16 protein-coding genes and 1 pseudogene are annotated in these 18,196 nt (G+C 70.1%); 13 read left to right on the top strand and 4 right to left on the bottom strand.

Annotated features, from left to right (window positions below; translation table 11 throughout):
- Positions 1-72 precede the first annotated feature (72 nt).
- The 12 genes and pseudogenes from ACIRPH_RS09675 to ACIRPH_RS09730 all read left to right on the top strand — a co-directional run bounded on the left by ACIRPH_RS09675 (position 73) and on the right by ACIRPH_RS09730 (position 13,898).
- Positions 73-561 (top strand): NUDIX domain-containing protein, encoded by a 489-nt coding sequence (locus ACIRPH_RS09675; protein WP_402911730.1) that lies wholly within the window; start codon positions 73-75, stop codon positions 559-561.
- A complete protein-coding gene (locus ACIRPH_RS09680) occupies positions 558-1,226 on the top strand; it encodes a hypothetical protein (protein WP_402911733.1) in 669 nt (222 codons plus the stop codon). Before ACIRPH_RS09675 ends, ACIRPH_RS09680 begins: the two co-directional genes overlap by 4 nt.
- The gene (locus ACIRPH_RS09685) at positions 1,223-3,022 is read left to right on the top strand and encodes a DUF4254 domain-containing protein (protein WP_402911735.1); all 1,800 of its coding nucleotides are present in this window, start codon (positions 1,223-1,225) and stop codon (positions 3,020-3,022) included. The genes ACIRPH_RS09680 and ACIRPH_RS09685 overlap by 4 nt, the downstream gene beginning before the upstream one ends.
- 17 nt (positions 3,023-3,039) lie before the next feature.
- Positions 3,040-3,612, top strand: coding sequence for a phosphoribosyltransferase (locus ACIRPH_RS09690; protein WP_402911738.1), 573 nt, complete (start codon positions 3,040-3,042; stop codon positions 3,610-3,612).
- Complete coding sequence (locus ACIRPH_RS09695; protein ID WP_402911740.1) at positions 3,609-4,718, top strand: glycosyltransferase family 9 protein; 1,110 nt, start codon at positions 3,609-3,611, stop codon at positions 4,716-4,718. The genes ACIRPH_RS09690 and ACIRPH_RS09695 overlap by 4 nt, the downstream gene beginning before the upstream one ends.
- A gap of 101 nt (positions 4,719-4,819) precedes the next feature.
- Positions 4,820-5,845 (top strand): hypothetical protein, encoded by a 1,026-nt coding sequence (locus ACIRPH_RS09700; protein ID WP_402911741.1) that lies wholly within the window; start codon positions 4,820-4,822, stop codon positions 5,843-5,845.
- A complete protein-coding gene (locus ACIRPH_RS09705; protein ID WP_402911742.1) occupies positions 5,830-6,591 on the top strand; it encodes an SDR family NAD(P)-dependent oxidoreductase in 762 nt (253 codons plus the stop codon). Before ACIRPH_RS09700 ends, ACIRPH_RS09705 begins: the two co-directional genes overlap by 16 nt.
- Before the next feature lie 10 nt (positions 6,592-6,601).
- Positions 6,602-7,042: pseudogene (locus ACIRPH_RS09710) on the top strand (histidine phosphatase family protein); the annotation flags it as partial.
- A gap of 207 nt (positions 7,043-7,249) precedes the next feature.
- The gene (locus tag ACIRPH_RS09715) at positions 7,250-7,666 is read left to right on the top strand and encodes a nuclear transport factor 2 family protein (protein ID WP_402913274.1); all 417 of its coding nucleotides are present in this window, start codon (positions 7,250-7,252) and stop codon (positions 7,664-7,666) included.
- A gap of 284 nt (positions 7,667-7,950) precedes the next feature.
- Complete coding sequence (locus ACIRPH_RS09720; RefSeq protein WP_402911744.1) at positions 7,951-8,289, top strand: trypco2 family protein; 339 nt, start codon at positions 7,951-7,953, stop codon at positions 8,287-8,289.
- Between the two features lie 47 nt (positions 8,290-8,336).
- Positions 8,337-12,191, top strand: a complete 3,855-nt coding sequence (locus ACIRPH_RS09725) for a hypothetical protein (RefSeq protein WP_402911747.1) — start codon at positions 8,337-8,339, stop codon at positions 12,189-12,191.
- A gap of 408 nt (positions 12,192-12,599) precedes the next feature.
- On the top strand, positions 12,600-13,898 hold the full coding sequence (locus ACIRPH_RS09730) for a DUF6236 family protein (RefSeq protein ID WP_402911749.1): 1,299 nt from the start codon (positions 12,600-12,602) through the stop codon (positions 13,896-13,898).
- 35 nt (positions 13,899-13,933) lie between these two features.
- On the opposite strand, the gene ACIRPH_RS09735 is transcribed toward ACIRPH_RS09730, so the two are convergent.
- The 3 genes from ACIRPH_RS09735 to ACIRPH_RS09745 form a co-directional block, all read right to left on the bottom strand.
- Positions 13,934-14,119, bottom strand: coding sequence for a site-specific integrase (locus ACIRPH_RS09735; protein WP_402911752.1), 186 nt, complete (start codon positions 14,117-14,119; stop codon positions 13,934-13,936).
- Positions 14,120-14,236: 117 nt separating this feature from the next.
- Positions 14,237-14,977 carry a class I SAM-dependent methyltransferase gene (locus ACIRPH_RS09740; RefSeq protein ID WP_402911755.1) on the bottom strand — a complete coding sequence of 247 codons (741 nt, stop codon included), beginning with the start codon at positions 14,975-14,977 and terminating at the stop codon, positions 14,237-14,239.
- Between the two features lie 25 nt (positions 14,978-15,002).
- Positions 15,003-15,794 (bottom strand): thioesterase II family protein, encoded by a 792-nt coding sequence (locus ACIRPH_RS09745; RefSeq protein ID WP_402911758.1) that lies wholly within the window; start codon positions 15,792-15,794, stop codon positions 15,003-15,005.
- A gap of 260 nt (positions 15,795-16,054) precedes the next feature.
- Here ACIRPH_RS09745 and ACIRPH_RS09750 point away from each other — a divergent pair, with 260 nt between their 5' ends.
- Positions 16,055-17,236 (top strand): cytochrome P450, encoded by a 1,182-nt coding sequence (locus ACIRPH_RS09750; RefSeq protein ID WP_402911760.1) that lies wholly within the window; start codon positions 16,055-16,057, stop codon positions 17,234-17,236.
- Here the strand turns inward: ACIRPH_RS09750 and ACIRPH_RS09755 are convergent.
- Positions 17,226-18,196 (bottom strand): class I SAM-dependent methyltransferase (locus ACIRPH_RS09755; protein WP_402911763.1); only part of this gene is annotated, 971 nt, incomplete at its 5' end. The genes ACIRPH_RS09750 and ACIRPH_RS09755 overlap by 11 nt on opposite strands.

Below are 18,196 nucleotides of genomic sequence, written 5' to 3' on the forward strand. Positions count from 1 at the left end.
CCTCATCGCTGAAAAGGAAGCCGGCCCCGTGCCTGCCCTCCGCCGCGAACACACGACCGAGAAATGAGGGACATGACAAAGATCGTCAGCCAGAGCGCCCGTGCCCTCCTGTTCGACAGTGAGCGGCGACTGGTGCTCATCAAGCGCACCAAACCGGGACAGGAACCCTACTGGGTTGCGGTGGGAGGCGGACTCGATCCGGAGGACACCGACGTCGAGGCCGCACTGCACCGGGAGGTCCTCGAGGAACTCGGTGGAGAGATCGACCAGGTCCGCCAGGTCCTCCTCATCACCGACGACGTGCACGCAGGCGTGGGCCTCCAGCATGTCTTCGTCGCACGGTTGACCTCGATGGACCTGGCCCGCCGTACCGGGGCCGAGTTCACCGAACCCGGACGCGGCACCTACGAGGTGGTCAGCGTTCCCGCCACACGCGCCGCCCTCTCGGAGATCCGTCTCCTGCCACCCCCGCTTGCCGAGTTCACCCGAGCGAACGTCCACGGCCTCCTCGCGCTCTTGGACCAGGCCGATGAGGTACCTGAGAGGGAGGAGGGCCTATGACCGGGTTCGTCAGCCTCAACGGGCCGGACAACAGCGGCAAGTCGACGCAGGTGCGCATGCTGGCCGACAGCTGGGAAGGGTTCCGTGACCTGGGCCCTGTACACCGGCATGATCCGGTTCCGTGGACACGTGTCTCGGGAGAGGGATACGGAACCTGGTGGTTCACCACCTCCATGACGGAGGAACTGACCGGAATGTTGTTCGCCAGCCACGCAGCGCGGGCGCAGGCGTGTCCTTCCGGAAAGGTCGGGCTCCTCGATCGCGGCTGGTACATGCTTCTCGCCACGGCGATCGCCACCTGCGCGGTCAAGGAGTCGCTGTCTGCCGAGAACGCAGGGACGCGTGTGCTCGCTCTCCTTGACTCCGACGAACCCGACCCGCCCGAGTTCCCGGTCTTGCTGCTGCCCTCACTCGACGCCGAACGCAGCATCGCTATCGCCCGGTGTCGAGACGGACGTCCGTGGACCGATACCTACCTCGGCTACCAGAGGCATCTGCACCGCGTGCTCCTGTGCATGGCACGCCAGGGGGTGTTCGCCGAGGTCATAGCTGGCCCCGTCCAGGATATCGACGCGACACACGCCCGCATCCGCTGGGCCCTGACAGAACGGGGAGTCGGCGTTCCCACCCACCGCCACCCCGTGAAGGACGGACGATCCTCGTGAACCCTCCCGGCCTCTCCCTCATTGAGCCCCTCGAACCCCTGATCACCCTGCTCCCTTCAAAGGAACGCGCCCGGTTCGACGAAGTCGCGAGCGCTTTGCACCACACGAACCACCTGCTGTGGTCGGCCGAGGACGGGGTACGGGGCGACTCACTCGACGCGGTACGGGTCGCTGAGGGCAAGCGTGCCGTCGACCAGCTCAACATGGACCGCGTCCGCCACGCCGAACGCCTCGACGAGGTGATCAGCACGGCCTGTCCGCTCCCGACCACGACCGCTCCACTCCACACCGAACCGCTCAGCTCCGTGATCGACCGGATGTCGGTTTCCGTGCTACGGCTCCACTACACCCGTCTGGCGGCGGAGGACGACCCCGGAGTCCAAGCCCGTGTGACCGGGGTGCGGACCCAACTCAGCGAGGTGCGCGAGTCTCTCAGTGACCTCGCAGAGGAGGTCGCCGCCGGGCGCAGGCGGCTCCCCAATGGCGCACGGTTCAAGCTCTACGGCACGACCGTGCGGGCAGAGGCACTCCCTGCCCTCAGCCCCCACGTTCCGCCGGTCATCGCGCTGGGTGGGCTGAGCGAGTGTGGCAAGACCACCTCGGGAGTCTTCCTGAACCGGGACGAGAGCGCGGCACGGTTCAAGATCGGCTACCTCCTGACCCAGGCAGCGGCCCGGCAGGGCCTGGCCGATCCCTATGCTCTGTCGCCGAGGCACCAGGCGGAACTCCTCCTGAGTGAACTCAACCGGTTCGCCGACGCCCATCGGGACACCCCTCTGATCACCATCGAATCGGTGCACAGAGCCGATTCCATCGCGGCGCTCAAGGAGATGATGGGTGAACGTCTGTGCGTGGTCTACGTGGACGCCCCTCGCGCGGTACGACTGGCGCGCTCGGGAGGCGACGAACGGGCTCTGAAGGAGAAGGACCGAATCAAGACCGAACGGGGTGCGGATCGGATCCCCGCTGATACCGCCCTGGACAACTCCGGCAGTGTGACCCGCCTGCACAGCGGGCTCCGGCGCCTGGCCAGCCCGCCGGCCGACGCACGGTTCAAGACCGTTCTCCCCAAGGAACTCGGGCTGCCCTCAGCGGTGTGTGCGGCGACCTCCCGACTCGTGGGCGCGTTGGCGATTCTCTCCGAGGAACCGTGCCTGGCCGCCCTCACGGGAAGCGCGGTCAACGGTGGGTGGCACGAGGGATGGTCCGACGTCGACCTGCTGGTCATTACCCCGGGCGGGCACGGTGAAGTCGTCACGCGGGCGATCGATGCCTACCGAACCGCCCTCCAGACCCACGGGGACATCCACCTGGGAGCGACAGTCCTGCCCCTCGCCGAGGTCCAGGCCCGCAGACTTCCGAACCGTGTACTCGCCGCGCTGGTCATGCTCCAAGAGGGCGCTCCCGCCCTGATGACCGGACCGGGACTTCGGCTGCCGCTGATCTCCCGGCAGGAGGTGGAACGCGCGACGCCCTCCGCACTGGCCGACGCGGTCGCGATCACCCGAAGACTCCGGCACGATCCCGGGCGCGGCCGCATCCGTTCCCTGTACAAGCACCTGCTCCTGCTCTGCCGACTCCTGCTCAGGGAGCAGTCGGTGTGGGTGAACGGCAACGACGACGTCGTCTCCGAAGCACTTCGTCGGTTTCCCGGGATCGGGCCTCTTAATCTTCCGCCCCTGCCCGAGGTCATCGCCGCTCACCGACAGGGCACGGACCAGCTCCGAGTGTTCGGCGCGATCGAGGAGGCCGTGGACCGGTTGCTCATCTGGCACCAGCGGCAATGCCCCGTCTGAGACCCGAGAGGAAGAACATGGAAGCGGTCACCTGGAGAGCGGCTTTTCAGGCGGAGGTCGTCCCCCGGCTGGACGCGGGACCCCACAGCCGTCCCGAGCGGGTGCTCCACGACCTCGACGGTGCACGGTCGGCTGTTCTCCCGGCTGAGTTCGCCACCGCCGGTCGCATCCTGTGGGAAGGTCTGCGCCGTGCCACCCCGGCGGTGGAGGAGGCCGACGCCATCCTCGGCCTGGACGCGGGCGGAATCGTCCCGGCCCTCGCCGTCAGCCTGGCCTCGGGGCTTCCCTACAAACTCGCGTGGAAGGTCCGGGTTCCCCTGCCCGGCACCGTCCATTTCGTCGAGGGCCATGCGAACCGCCCGGACGTGTTCGCCTACGGAATCGCCCCCGGCAACAGCTACGTTTTGGTCGACGACGAGGTGACGACCGGCGTCACCCTGGCCAACCTCGCCCAGGCTCTGTTCCGTCACGGAGCGCGCCCGGTGGCCGTGGCGTGTCTGGCCGAGGACACCCGCTACAGGGCGAGGGAGGCCGTCGAAGAACTCGGTCTTCCCCTCTTCTCACTCACCCGGGTCGGAGGGAGAGGGTGAACCCGCCTGAAGCCGCGGTGACCCGCCACTGGGGGACCACCGTCTACACCTCCGCTCAGGTACTCGGGATCCCGCTCGGCTACGACCGCGAGGCGACCCCCGTCGGACAGGCGCTTCCAGAACCTTTCGACCACGGGTTGCGCCGCGCCCTGGAACGGTGCACGCGGGTCGTGGTGGCCTTCGACGGCAAACTGGGGGACTCCCTGCTCGCTTTTGGAGCGGTCACCGCGGTCACTGACGCACTCTCGCTCCTGGGCAGGAGCGTCCCCTTCACCGCTCTCGGCCGGTACGGGCGCCTCCACCCGGCGAGACACACGGACGACTCACACCGTGGCTCGCCCCGGATCATCGTCGGTGACGAACCGGGGGCGGCACTGGCCGATCCGACCGGTGACGACCATGTCCTGCTCTGCCGTCCGGAACACGCCCGCTGCCGCGATGACGGTCGGCGCGTCCACACCTTCCTCCCCGCCCGTTACTACCTGGAAGTGGAAGAACGCTTCGGTCGGCGTCTGCCCGGTGGCCCTCCGTTCCTCCCCTCTCTGGCACCGGACACGTGCGATACCGATGGGCAGGAGTTTTCGGTCGCGGCTGTCACCGCGACCAGCCGGCCCGGCCGCAAGGACTACGGAGCGCAGAGGTTCGCAGCGGCAGCCCGCATCATCGGTGTGCGCGTCGGCCGCAAGGCGCGGCTCCTCCTCGTGTCCGGTCATGACGGGGCAGGGGACCTTCCCGCGGACACGGACGGGCTACGGGTGGAACCGGTCATGGGAGCCGGTCTGGAGACACTGACCTCACTGTTCGCCCGGTGCGACGTGGTCCTCGGCAACGACACCGGGCTCACCCACCTGGCCGCGCTCGCCTCAAGGCGCGCCGAGGTCATCGGGTTGTACGGCCGGCACTCCCACAGCAAGTGGCGGACCGGGCTCGCCCACCACCACGCGCTGGCCACACCCTTCTCCGAGCGCATGCACCGCTGGGACATGTGCCCGGTACGTGACGGCCTGGACGAAGCCGAAGGGGAGCGGTACGCCCCGCTGTCCGCGATCTCCCCGGCCACTCTCGCGGACACCGCCGTCCTCGTCCTGGAGCGCGGATACCTGTGAAGAAACCCCGAACATTCCTGCGCATCGGCCGCCCCTCGCGACACACCCGCAACTCCCTCTACCCGGTCGACATCCACCGACGTCGGCTTATCGCCAAGTCCATGCCCGATCACGGCGAGGCCCACGCCGAGGTCCGCGGCCACCGGTTCCTGCGCCCTTGGTATCCGGTGCCTGATCTGCACCGCCACATCCGTCTTCCCGGCCGCACCGTTGTGGTGTATGAACGGCTCCCCGTCGGCTCCGACCGCGGGCTGCTGCTGGATCTGCTCAATACACCGGACGACGGCGACCACACGGACCTGGACAGCTACCTGCTCCAGCTGACGAGCACCTACCTGCGCGTCTTCACCGAAACAGCGCGGCTGAGCCCTCCCGAGGCAGTGGTCGGCAAGCTCTACCGGAGCCGGGCCAGGCCCGGTGGGCGGCTCGACCACTACTACGCCGACCAGGATCCCGCACTGACCGACACCGAAGACGGCCCCAGGTTCAGTGACCTGGCGCGGACAGGACTGTACGTCAACGGACGCCACCACCGGCTCGACTGGGCCGAGACGATCACCTGGCTGCGCGACGCGTTCGACGTTCCCGTCTGGAGCGTGATCAGCCAAGGCGATCCCACCGACGTCAACCTCGCCGTCCCCCTGGCCTGGCTGGACTACGACACCGCCGGACGCAACGCCATCGCGGGCGAGATCGCCAACTTCAGCTTCTACACGGCGGTGCTCGGAGGGTGGTTGGTCCCCACTCTGAACCCGGAGGCGTTCGCCCGGCATCCCGCCACGTTCGCCCAGCTTCCCGCGAACACGCCACATGTCAGCTCACACATGCACGCGGGCACACTTCACATCCGGTTCACGGACCGGTCGACCCATGCGCGGCGGCTCGCGCTGTCCCGCTACTGGGAGTTGCTCGTCCGCCCGATCGCCGCCCGGTACCTTCCGGGGAAGTCCCTCGGAGAAGCCCTCCGCCCCTACCTGGCGATGCGCATCATCGGTGTGTTCGACCTCGCCCGCATGTCCTTGGAACAGCGGCTGTACCTGATCGCCAAGCTCGCGCTGTGCATGGACCCCGGCTTCTCTCCCACCCGCTTCTTCGGACTGACGGAGTACGCGTGTCCTACTCGTTGAACGGGCGCCTGGCCCTGGTGACCGGAGCCAGCGGTGGAATCGGAGCGGCGATCTCCCGTGCCCTTTCCGGGGCCGGCGCCCGTGTCGCACTGGCTCACTTCGACGGTGACGAACGGGTCCGTGAGCTCGCCCGGGAGATTGCTGACGACGGAAGTGCCGCTGGGGCCTTCGAAGCGGATCTGCGCTCGACCACCGCGCCAGCGGAGTTGCACACACGGGTGAATGATCTGATGGGAGCTCCGGACATCCTCGTCAGCGCCGCCGGAGACTATCCCCGGACACCGCACGCGGACCTCACCCAAGACCGGTGGTCAGAGTGCCTCGCCCTCAATCTGACCGCCCACCACCTACTCGTCCAGGCCCTCGCCCCGGCGATGATTTCCCAACGCCATGGCCGCGTCATCACCATCGGCAGCGTGCTCGCCTCCACCGGCAGACACGACCTGGCCGACTACATCGCTGCGAAAGCAGGGCTCGAAGGGCTCACCCGAGCCCTCGCCCGTGAACTCGGCGAACACGGGATCACCGTGAACTGTGTCGCCCCGGGGTCCATCCGCGTGCCCGCCGAGGAGCAAGTCGTCCCCGATCCCGCGGCCATGGAGGAACGTCAACTCGCCCGACAGTGCGTACGACGCCGGGGCGGCCCCGAGGACGTCGCCTCCGCTGTGGCCTTCCTGGTCAGCGACGAAGCCGGCTTCATCACCGGACAGACCCTGCGGGTGGACGGAGGATGGATCCTTGACTGAGATGTACCTGATGCGCCATGCCCACTATGTCGGCCACGAGCCCGGCTACCACGCGCCCGATGACGCGGTGCTTTCGCCTGAGGGCCGACGGGACACGATCGCGGTAGCCCGCCGGTTCCTGCCACCCTCCGTCGGCATCGTCTCCAGCCCACTGCCGCGTGCGCTCCAGACAGCCGAGATCCTGGCCGAGCACTCGGGGTTGCCCCTGTTGGACGTCGTCGCAGACCTTCAGGAGTGGCGCAGTCCGAGCTCAATCCGAGGCGTCCCTCCTACGGACTTTCCTGAGGACTACGCCGAGTGGCGTTCGAGGCGCACGCTCAACCCCGCCAGCCGATACGGAGACGGCGAAACCCTCCTGGAGCTGAGCGGGCGCGCCACACGAGTCCGTGCGAAGTTGTCCGCTCTGGCAGAGCGGCAGGGCCCCCTACTCGTGCTCTCCCACAAAATACTCCTCCGCGCACTGAGCCTCTCGGACAGCCCTTCGTCCTTGTTCGACCCGGCTGGGCGAGACGGCTGGTCCTTCCTCGAGTCCCGCGCCTTGGACAGGGAAAGCCAGGCGAAACCATCTGGGGAACGCCGGAGACTGCCCCTGGACGGCCACGGGCGCCGTTGGTACCCTCCACAGCACTTATTCAACAAGTTGCATAAGAGGAGAATCATGCGCGCCTTCCGCGAGGCCGTCGAGGCGGACGACCACGACGCGATCCACGCGCTGCTCGCCGAGGACGTGGTGTTCACCAGCCCGGTCGCCTTCAAGCCCTACACCGGCCGAGCCGTGACCGCCGCGATCATCCGAGGCGTCAGCAGGGTCTTCACCGACTTCCGCTACGTTCGCGAGATCACCGGCGCCGACCGCCGCGACCACGCCCTGGTCTTCGAGGCCAGGGTCGGCGAACGGCGGATCCACGGCTGCGACTTCCTCCACACGGACGAGGAAGGCAGGATCGACGACTTCGTCGTCATGGTCCGCCCGCTGTCCGCGGCCACTGCCCTCGCCGAGGCCATGGGCGCCGAGTTCGACCAGATCGCCCGGGAGGCGCGGGAAGAGGAGCAGAAGGCCGGCGCACAGGACTGACACCACCGCGCACCGGCCCCGCCCGTCTCCTGAACCCTTCGAGGACGAACGACTCCCCCGGCCACGGAATGGCCTGCGGGCGCTTTCGCCCGTGTCAGCTGGGTCGACGCCTCCACCAGCGGTCGCCCGACGGCAAGGCGATCCCGGAACGCGCCGAAGCCACCGCTGACCGGAAGGAGGAGGGCTGGCCGCATACGGTCAAACCCCCTTCCGGCGTCCGCGCCACGGCACGGGTTCTGCGATCGTGGGATCGTCCTTTCTCCCCCGCTCTTCGAGGAGCCCATGTGGAAATCCGCCTGACCGACGCCGTCCGCACCCTGCGCGAGGACCTGACCGAGGCGGTCGAGGAGGCCCAGGCCCAGAGCCCCGACATCGCCTTCAAGGTCGGCCCCATCCAGATGGACTTCGAGGTCCAGTTCCGCGTCGACGGCAAGGCCAAGGGCAAGCTCTCCGCGTGGATCGCCTCCGGCGAGGTCGAGGCCGGGGCCAGCCGGACCCGCACCCACCGGGTGTCCTTCACCCTGACCCCCCACCCCAAGGACGCCCCCGGCGGCGACGTGTCCATCAGCAGCACCCGCCGCGACTCCGGTGAGCACACCCCTCCCCCGGCCTTCAGCCGCTGAGCCCCCGCTCCCCCGTGTGGGTTTCGTAGAAGCGACCGGAGAACCTGTTGGACACCGCCCAGCGCATCACCCGCGTCACCACCCCCACCAGCACCGGATCGGGGTACCTCATCGGCCCGCGCCTGGTCCTGACCAGCGCCCACACGGTCCCCGAGGTCGGCGGCCGGGTGGAAATGCACACCGCCACCGACCACCACCCCCGCGCCGGGCAGGTGGTCTGGCGCGGCACCCCGCACAGCCACGACGACGCCGCCCTGGTGGAGGTCACCGACCCCGGCTGGACCGAGCACCCGGTCACCACCCGGTGGGGAAGGCTGGTCACCACCACCCCCGGCACCCCCTGCCAGGTGTGGGGCTTCCCCGACCTGGTGCAGCGCACCGGCCGGGCCGCGGAGACCGCCCAGCTGGCCGGCACGGTCGCCCCGGGCAGCCACTACGTCAACCACCGGCACGTGATGGACCTGAGCGCCCACCCGCCCCGCTGGCTCCCCCACGAGATCCGGGAACAGGAGCAGACCGGGCGGCGGCGCTCGCTGTGGGCGGGCCTGTCCGGGGCCGCGATGCGCTGCGCCGACGGCGCGCTGGTGGTGGGCGTGGTGGCCGCCGACCCCGAACACCGCGACCACGCCGCCCTGGAGGTCGTGCCCGCCTACGTGCTCCACCACGACCCCGCCTTCCGGGCCGTCCTGGCCGAGCACGGTGTGCCCCTGGCGCTGGAGCCGGTCGAGTTCGCCCACCTGGCCCACACCCCGCGCGCCCACCACCGCCCCTCCCCCGCCGCGCTGCTGGAGGCCCACCGACAGGTGGTGGACTTCCACGGCCGCGAGGAGACCATGCGGACCCTGCTGGAGTGGTGCCAGGGGGAGGAGCCGCTCACGGCGGCGGTGGTGCACGGGCCCGGCGGGCAGGGCAAGACCCGCCTGGCCCACGAGCTCACCGCACGCCTGGCCGAGCCCGACCCGCAGGGGAGGCGGTGGGCCACCGTGTGGCTCAGGCAGGACGCCACCGTCGAGGAGCTGGGCCCGGTCAAGGAGGCCACGGCCCCGCTGCTGGTGGTGGTGGACTACGCCGAGACCCGCACCGCGCAGCTCGTCCGCCTGCTCCAGCTGTGCGACCGGCCCCCGGGGCACGCCCCCGTCCGGCTGCTGTTGCTGGTGCGCACCCTGGGCGAGTGGTGGGACCAGGTCAACACCGCCACCGGCCACCTGCTGGCCGACCTGGCCCTGCAGCTCCCGCTCCCGCCGCTGGCGCCCCGCGCCACCGAACGCGCCCGGGAGTACCGCACCGCATTGGGTCACCTCGCCGAGGCCCTGCCCACGGCCCGCACGCCGCGCCCGGCCGACTGGGCCCGGGTCGCGGCGCACCTGGCCGATCCGGACCTGGCGGGCCCCGAGTGGGAGACCGTGCTGAGCGTGCACATGCGCGCCCTGGCCGATCTGCTGGACGCCACCCAGGACCCCACGGCCGTCACCGCCGACACCGCGGTGGAGGGGCGGGTGCTGGCCCACGAGTTCCGGTACTGGGACCACAGCGCCGCCGCCTACGGCCTGGGCGACGCCGACCTGGCACAGCCGCTGCGCGACGTGCTGGCCCTGGTCTTCACCCTGGCCCCCGCCGGTGTCGAGGAGGCGGACGAACTCCTGGGAAGCGCGGCGGCACTGGAGGGCCAGACCACCGCCCGCAGGCACCAGATCCGCCTGTGGGCCGGCGGCCTGTACCCCCCGGACGGGGAGCGGATGTGGGGACACCTGCAACCGGACCGGCTGCTGGAGTACTTCCTCGGCCAGCGCCTGCGGCGCGACCCCGCCCTGTTCGACCCCCACCTGGACACCGTCGCCACCGCGGACGCCGAACGCCTGGTGACCCTGTACGCCCGCGCGGCCGCGCACCCCGCCCTTCCGACCGTGGGAGGGCACCTGAGCGCACTGTGCACCCGCCACATCCACACGCTGGGCCCGGCGGTCGTCGACGTGGCCACCCAGGTGGAACACCCCGGCCCGCTCGTCCAGGCCCTGGAGGACACGACAGACGATCCCGACACCTCGCCCGAGGTCCTCCGCGATCTCCTCAATGCCCTGCCCCTGTCCAGCCAGCGGCTGGCGGTGTGGGCCGAGCGTCTGACGACGCGCCTGGTCAATGCGCGTCGCGACCAGGCCGACCGGGACCCCGAGGCCCACCTGGACGGCCTCGCCATGGCTCTGCAGAACCGGGCCCTCCGCCTGGGTGAGCTGGGACGCCCTGAGCAAGCACTCGAAGCGAACGATGAAGCCCTCCAGCACTACCGAACCCTCGCCCGACAACACCCCGATACCCACCTGCCCCACCTTGCCCTCGCCCTGAACAACCAATCCGTCTACCTGTCCGACATGGGCCGGGTCGAGCAGGCGGTCGAAGCCATCGCAGAAGCCGTCCAGCACTACCGAACACTCGCCCGACAGGTCCCCGACGCCCACCTGGCCGACCTCGCCATGGCCCTCAACAACCAGGCCCTCCGCATGTCCGACATGGGACAGGCCGAGCAGGCACTCCAGGCGATCGACGAAGCCCTCCAGCACTACCGAACCCTCGCCCGACAACACCCCGATACCCACCTGCCCGACCTCGCCATGGCCCTCAACAACCGAGCTACCCGCCTGGCTCACCTGGGACGACACGAACAAGCACTCCAGGCGATCGACGAAGCCCTCCAGCACTACCGAACCCTCGCCCGACAACTGCCCGACGCCCACCTGGCCGACCTCGCCAGGTCTCTCGACAACCGAGCTACCCGCCTGGCTCACCTGGGACGACACGAACAAGCACTCCAGGCGATCGACGAAGCCCTGGGCATCCGCCGCACCCTGGCCCAACAGCTCCCCGACGCCCACCTGCCCGACCTCGCCGCATCCCTGAACAACCAGGCCCTCCACATGTCCGACATGGGACAGACCGAGCAAGCACTCGAAGCCATCACCGAAGCCGTCCAGCACTACCGGACCCTGGTCCAGCAGCGCACCGAAGCACATCTGCCCGCCCTTGCCATGGCTCTGAACAACCAGTCCACCCGCCTGGAAGAGCTGGGACGACCCGTACAAGCGCTCCAGGCGGTCGACGAAGCCGTCGGCATCCGCCGCACCCTGGCCCAACAGCTCCCCGACGCCCACCTGCCCGACCTCGCCGCATCCCTGAACAACCAAGCGCTCCGACTGAGCACGCTGGGACAGACCGAACAAGCACTCGCAAGCATCACCGAAGCCGTCGGCATCCTCCGCTCCCTGGCCCGGCAACGCCCCGACGCCCACCTGCCCGACCTCGCCATGGCCCTCAACAACCAATCCGTCCGCCTGGGCGCCCTGAAGCGGACCCGGGAAGCACTCGAAGCGATCGACGAAGCCGTCGACATCCGCCGCACCCTGGCCCGGCAACTGCCCGACGCCTACCTGCCCGACCTCGCCGCATCCCTGAACAACCAAGCGCTCCGCCTGGCGGACCTGGGCAGGACAGAGGAAACCCTCAAGGCGATCACCGAAGCCGTCCAGCACTATCGGACACTGGTCCAGCAACGCCCCGACGTACACCTGCCCCGCCTCGCCAGGGCCCTGAACAACCAAGCCCGCAGCCTGAGCGCGCTGGGACAAACCGAGCAAGCGCTCCGAACGGTCACCGAAGCCGTCGGCATCCGCCGTACCCTGGCCCGGCAACTGCCCGACGCCTACCTGCCCGATCTCGCCGCATCCCTGAACACCCAGGCCCGCCTGCTGAGCAAGCTGGGGCAGACCGAACAGGCGCTCACGATCATGACCGAGGACGTCCGGATCAGGACAGTTCTCGCAGAGAAGCGTCCTGCCCTGTACCAGAGCGCGTTGGAGCACTCCCTCCGGCTGCTCGAAGACCTCAGGAATTCCGGGGCCGGCCGGAGGTAGGCGGAACCGGCCGTCACACCGCTGACGCGTGATGCCCACCGCGCACTGGACCGAGCCGACGTCCCCCCATCGCACCGGCACCGGCCCCACCACGGGGCCACTCGGCAACCACCGGGGACAGGAACGGACGGCGGCCGGTGTACTCGTTGCCCACCCGAGTACGTTGGCGCATCCGGTCCCGGTGGCCGACCACTCGTTCCGTGACGTCGACCGGAAGGTCCTGGCCCTGTGCCGGGAGCACTGAACAATGTGCGCACCGGCAGTATCCGTGAACAGGAAGGACACGTGTTCCACCCGCGCACCCCGTTGCTCGAGTGCAGCGAAAAGACGACGGCGCGGCTGCCGCGTTCCAGACCATCCACAGCACTTCCTTCCCCGGGAACGCGATAAGACGGCATAGTGCTGCCTATGAGTGATATAGGTCTCTACTTTCCGTACGTCAATCTGCCCGACGACAGCTGGGTCAAGGCCGCGGCCCTGCACTGGCCGCAGCTCGGGCGGTTCCACCCGCTCCACTACTACGGTCTGAGGGACTCCGACGTGGTGAAGCGCCTCCAGGACGAACTCGACTTCGTCGTGGACGTCAAACCCGATTGGGCGCCGGGACGGCGAACATGGGTGGACGACGATGTTCTGGAGAGAGTGCACCCTCTTCGCCGTTCTTGGCGTCTTTCGAGTACACAAGATCAAATCGATGCACTGTTCTTTGATTTCCTCGACAGGTACAAGGACGAGCTCATCCCCCGGTACGGAACCGAAGCGCTCGGGATCGATTCGTTCCGCACCGAGAACGTCCACGACGAACTCCTTCCGCTCGATGACCGGTTGGAGGAGGTGCATTCAGGCAAGCTCTCGTATCAGCTGGCGAGACGGTTGGCGCATGACGGTTTGCTGGTGTCGAGGGATTATCGATGGCGCCGGGCCTCCGACGGAAAGATCCTTCATATGAGCGACCTGGGGATGCACCGCCGCCTGGCCGGTGTCTACCTGGCGACCCTCGCGGACGTGACCGCCCGGGAGAACGGGATGACCCCGGTCACCGACCAGGCACTGTTCCATCCCGTCACCTCGGGCTGGACGATCGAAGCCATGGCGCAGATCCTCCTCGCCGACGACACCGAGCACCTGGCGCAAGGCGAGGCGGACTACAGCCAGGTGTTCGCCGTCCTTGCCCTGCAGACGGTCCTTCCCCGAGACCTGGACACAGTGCCGGTCGAGCGGATCATCGAGGCTCGGCGAAGGCTGCTGCCGGAACTGATGAGCTATCGCGCTTTCCTCGACTCGCTCGCACCGGACTTCATCGCGATCAGCGAAGTGCGCGACCCCGAGGTGAGATCGGCCAAGTTGCGCAATCACGTGGAAAGCAGAATCGCCCAGCCGATCGAAACCATGGAGCGCGAACTCGGCCGGCTCGGGATGCAGCCCGTGCGAGCTGTTCTGACCCTTCAAACGCTCGCACCCCCCACAGCGCTGGGCATACTGGCCAACGCCGTCGATCTGCCGTCTCTGGTCACGGGCGCGGGCGTGGTGGCGGGATGCCTTGTCGGAGCGACCAACGGCGCACTCGACCAGCGACGCCAGACCCTCGCCGGGCACCCCACCGGCTACCTGCTGAACCTGAGGAGTGAACTGAGCCCTTCCGATACCGTCGCGCAGATTCGCTCGGCCATGCGACGGGCGGACCCCAGACGATCGCGCCGGCGTTGACCACGAAGAACAAGGTCTGCACTTCGCCTGAGCCTTCATCGGTCAACAGTGAGCGCCTCCGAGGCGGCAGCCCTGCCGGCGTCGGCGGGCAGGGCGTAGCGGCGGGTGGTGCTCATGTCGGCGCGACCCGTCGACCCGGCCACGGACACCGCCTCGACCGGTTGGCGTGCCGACCCCGTGCCGGCGCGGACCAGGTCGGCGCCGGAGGCGTGGCACAGCACATGCGGACAGGCGTCCTGCCGTACACCGGCAGGACACGGGCCATGACCTCCAGCCGCTCGAAGACCTCGGGGATTCCGGGGCCGGCCGGAGGCAGGCGGGGCCGGCCGGCCCGGAGGCTAGGCCCCCCGGACGGTGAGGACGCCGATCTCCGGCGCTCCGGGGAGGCCGGGCTCGCCGACCAGGCGCCCGTCCATGCCCGCCTCCTCGGCGAGGCGGGAGACGCTGAGGTTCTCCCACATGTAGGCGTCGCTGGTGCTGCGCACCACCTCGCCGTCGCGGAGGACCTTCCAGGTCGTCTCCCATCGCAGGAGGTCGCCCTCGACGGGGTCGGCCCGCGTCCACCACTCGTAGGTCTGCTCGCCGATGCGTTCGCGCAGCATGCGGAAGGGGGGAATGACCTTGGCGGTGCCCGTGCCCATGAGTTCCACGACGATCGGGGCACCGGGCGGGACGTGTTCGCGCAGCTTGCGCCAGAGCGCGACCCGCTCTTCTTCGGTCAGGTGCCCCAGCACGCCGAAGACGACCACTGCGCCGACGCGGTCGGGCAGGCGCAGGTGTTGGGCGGGCTCGGCGCTGATGGTCACGCGGCGGCGGAGGTCCTCCTGGCCGACGACGCGGCTGGTGAGCATCGCCCGCATGGGCGTGGAAGGCTCCGCGGCGAGGATGGGGGTGTGCGGCAGGGCCGAGGCGATCACTTCCGTGATGCGGCCCGTGCCCGCCCCGATCTCGACGACGGGGCCGTGGGCGGGGTCGACGCCGGCCAGCGCCGTGCGCAGCGGTCCGGCGCTGGTGAGCACGTGGCGTGCGGCGACCATCTCGTAGAACTCGGCGGAGGCTGTGTAGTAGTCCGCGACCATGGTGATCTTCCTTGTCGTGACGGTCTCAGGGTGTGCTGGGCCAGGTGGGGGCGGTCTCGGCGGGCTCGTGGCCCAGGGCCCGGGCGATGGTCGCCGCGACCGCGCGGCGCTGTTGCGCGAGGAAGAAGTGCCCGCCCGGGAACACCTCGGTCGTGACCTCGCCGGTCGTCGTGGTCTTCCAGGTCGCGGCGGCCTCCTCGGAGCACTCCGGGTCCTGTGCGCCGACGAACACGTGCACGGGCGTGTCGAGCGGTTCCGCCCGCGTCGGCCGGTAGGTCTCGATCAGCCGGTAGTCGTTGCGCACGTAGCCCAGGACCGCGGTCCGCAGCTCCTCGTCGGCCAGGACCTCCGGCGGGGTGCCGCCCAGCCGGATGAGGTCGGCCGCCAGGTGCCCGTCGTCGCGCAGGTGGACGTCGCCGGGCTCGACGTGGTGGGGTGCGGGCCGCCCCGAGGCGAAGAGCCGGACCGGCGGCGGCAGCGACCTGCGGCGCGCCTCCACGGCCACCTCGTAGGCGACGGCGCTGCCCATGCTGTGCCCCAGGAGGGCGTAGGGGCGGTCCAGGAGGGGGGCGAGCGCGTCCACGACCGCGTCGACGACCTCCGACATCGTGTCGACCACGGGGTCGCCGAAGCGGTCCTCGCGGCCGGGGTACTGCACGGTCAGCGCCTCGATGCCGGGGGGCAGCAGGTACTGCCACGGTCGCAGCGAGGACGCCGATCCCCCGGCGTGGGGCAGGCAGAGGAGGCGCACGTCCGCCCGGGGGCGGTGCCGGGGCCGACGCAGCCACGGGCTGAGGGGCGCTTGCCGCGGGTCCATGGGAATTCTTCTCCTCGCGATCTTTTCCTGTAAAAAAGAATGGCTTTTAATGGCGTCGCCATTGGCGACCCCGGTGACTTTGATCTCGAATTGCAGGCGATCCATCATATTGGAAATCGAACCCGCGGACTGTAAAGTTATGAATGGAGACCGGTTGGTCCCTCCATTTCTCCGGGTTTTCCCGTGGTATCCGCAATCAGAACAGAAGGGCTGGTGTCCCCGTGTCCGACGCCGACCGAGTGAACCCTCCGGCTTTCCCCATGCCGCGCGAGTGCCCGTTCTCGGCCCCGCGCGCCTACGCCGACCTGCGCCGGCGGGGGCCCGTGGCCCGGGTGGCCCTGCCGACCGGCCGCACGGCCTGGGTGGTCACCGGCTACGAGGAGGTCCGCGCGGTGCTCGCCGACCCCCGCGTGAGCGCGGACATCCGCCGTCCGGGGTTTCCGGCGCTGGTGGAAGGAGAACAGGAGGCCGGCACGAAGACGACGCCGTTCATCCGCATGGACCCGCCCGAGCACTCCCGGTTCCGGCGGATGCTGCTGGCCGAGATGACGGTGCGCAAGGCCCGCCGGATGCGTCGTGACATCCAGCGGATCGTCGACGACCGGATCGACGAATTGCTGCACTACGGACCGCCCGCCGACCTGGTCACCCATTTCGCCCACGTGGTCTCCAGCACCGTCATGTGCGAGCTGGTCGGCCTGCGCCGCGGCGACCAGCTGTTCCGTCGCGTCACGGAGACCCTGGGCTCGCAGGTCTTCGGCGGGGGCGGCAGCACCGCCGAGGGGGCCAGCGAGGGCATCGGCGCCCTGGGCGCGGTGGTGGAGGACGCCGTGCGCGCGAAGGAGGCCGACCCCGGCGAGGACCTGCTGAGCCGGCTGGTCCACGAGCGGTTGCGGTCGGGCGAGCTGACCCGGCAGGAACTCGTGACCACGATCAGCATCCTGATCGTCGCGGGGTGGGAGACCACCACCAACCAGATCGCCCTGAGCGTGCTCGCCCTGCTGCAGCGCCCGGACCTGCTCGAACGGCTGCGGCGCGACCCCGCGGTCCTCCCGCAGGCGGTCGAGGAGCTCCTGCGGGCCCTGTCCGTGGGCGACTCCATCGCCCTGCGCACCGCCACCGAGGACATCGAGGTCGGCGGGACCGTGATCCCCGCCGGCGACGGGATCATCCCGCTGCTGGCGGCCGCCGACCACGACCCCGCCGTCTTCCCCGACCCGGAGCGGATCGACTTCGACCGCACCGGCAGGACCCACGTGGCGTTCAGCTACGGGATCCACCAGTGCGTCGGCCAGAACGTCGCCCGCCTCGAACTCGGCGTCGCCATCGGCACCCTGGTCGACCGGATGCCGGGCCTGCGGGCGGCGGAGCCGTTCGGGTCGGTCCGCTTCCGTCACGACGGGATCGCCTTCGGGCCCGAACGGGTACTCGTCACGTGGTGACCGCCCCGTCCCGCGGCGCCGTGAGCGTGCCCAGGTAGGGCACGCCCGCGGCGTGGGGCGCGGGCGGCGGCGTGAGGCGCAGACCGCTCTCCCGGGCGAGCTGTTCGAGCTCCAGCGTGTACCAGAGGTACTGCTCGCGGACCGTGCGGACGGGCTCGCCCCCGCGGAGGACGCGCCACTCGGTGTCGAGCCGCATCCGGTCCGGCCCGTCCGGTCGGCCGGACATCCACCACTCGTACCGCTGGTCGCCGAGTTCGGCGTGGCGCAGCAGGGTGGGGCCCATCCTCATGGGCTCGCGCATCCCCGTGAGCTCGACGACGATCGGGGCGCCGGGCGCCAGGCGCTCCGCCAGCCCCCGCAGGAGGTTCCTGCGCAGGTCCGGGTCGAGGTGGCCCAGCACGCCGCAGACGACGACCCCGCACAGCCGGTCGGGCAGCACCCCCGGCTCCAGCAGGCGCTCCGCGGCGTGCGGGAGGACGGTCACCCGCTCCGCGAGCCCGGGGTCGTCGCCGACCCTGCCCGTGAGCAGGGCGCGCATCCCCGCCGCGGGTTCGGCGGCGATCACCCGGCAGTCGGGGTAGGCCGCCGCGACCTGCCGGGTGACCAGTCCGCTGCCCGCCCCGACGTCCACCAGCGGGCCGGTCCGGGGGTCGATCCCGCTCAGGCACGCCACGACCGCGGGGCCCGTGCGCGCGGTGTGCTCGCGGGCGCCGAGGTCGAAGAACTCCGCCGCCTCGTTGTAGTCCGACAGGTCCGCCGCGTGCGGGCGGGCCGGCTCTCCGGGAGGGGCCGGGGCCGGCCGCGTCCGGGCCCCGGCCCCGGACGCGGCGGGCGCCCCCCGGGCGGCGGCGCCCCCCCCCCCCCGCGCCACCCGCGCCCCGGGGGCGGGGGCGGGGGGCCGGATCAGCCCCCGCGGCCCCACGCGGGCCCAAACCACCCCCCCCATGGCGAACACCCCCA

Origin of the sequence: Nocardiopsis sp. NPDC101807 (assembly GCF_044766605.1) — a bacterium.
In the GTDB taxonomy this organism is placed as follows: Bacteria; Actinomycetota; Actinomycetes; order Streptosporangiales; family Streptosporangiaceae; genus Nocardiopsis; species Nocardiopsis tropica.

Bases quoted from the DNA above. Each gene is read 5' to 3' on its own strand.
- ACIRPH_RS09715 (WP_402913274.1), top strand. From the start codon at position 7,250: ATGCGCGCCTTCCGCGAGGCCGTCGAGGCGGACGACCACGACGCGATC.
- ACIRPH_RS09675 (WP_402911730.1), top strand. From the start codon at position 73: ATGACAAAGATCGTCAGCCAGAGCGCCCGTGCCCTCCTGTTCGACAGT.
- ACIRPH_RS09740 (WP_402911755.1), bottom strand. From the start codon at position 14,977: ATGGTCGCGGACTACTACACAGCCTCCGCCGAGTTCTACGAGATGGTC.
- ACIRPH_RS09750 (WP_402911760.1), top strand. From the start codon at position 16,055: ATGCCGCGCGAGTGCCCGTTCTCGGCCCCGCGCGCCTACGCCGACCTG.
- ACIRPH_RS09730 (WP_402911749.1), top strand. From the start codon at position 12,600: ATGAGTGATATAGGTCTCTACTTTCCGTACGTCAATCTGCCCGACGAC.
- ACIRPH_RS09680 (WP_402911733.1), top strand. From the start codon at position 558: ATGACCGGGTTCGTCAGCCTCAACGGGCCGGACAACAGCGGCAAGTCG.
- ACIRPH_RS09690 (WP_402911738.1), top strand. From the start codon at position 3,040: ATGGAAGCGGTCACCTGGAGAGCGGCTTTTCAGGCGGAGGTCGTCCCC.
- ACIRPH_RS09745 (WP_402911758.1), bottom strand. From the start codon at position 15,794: ATGGACCCGCGGCAAGCGCCCCTCAGCCCGTGGCTGCGTCGGCCCCGG.
- ACIRPH_RS09700 (WP_402911741.1), top strand. From the start codon at position 4,820: ATGCCCGATCACGGCGAGGCCCACGCCGAGGTCCGCGGCCACCGGTTC.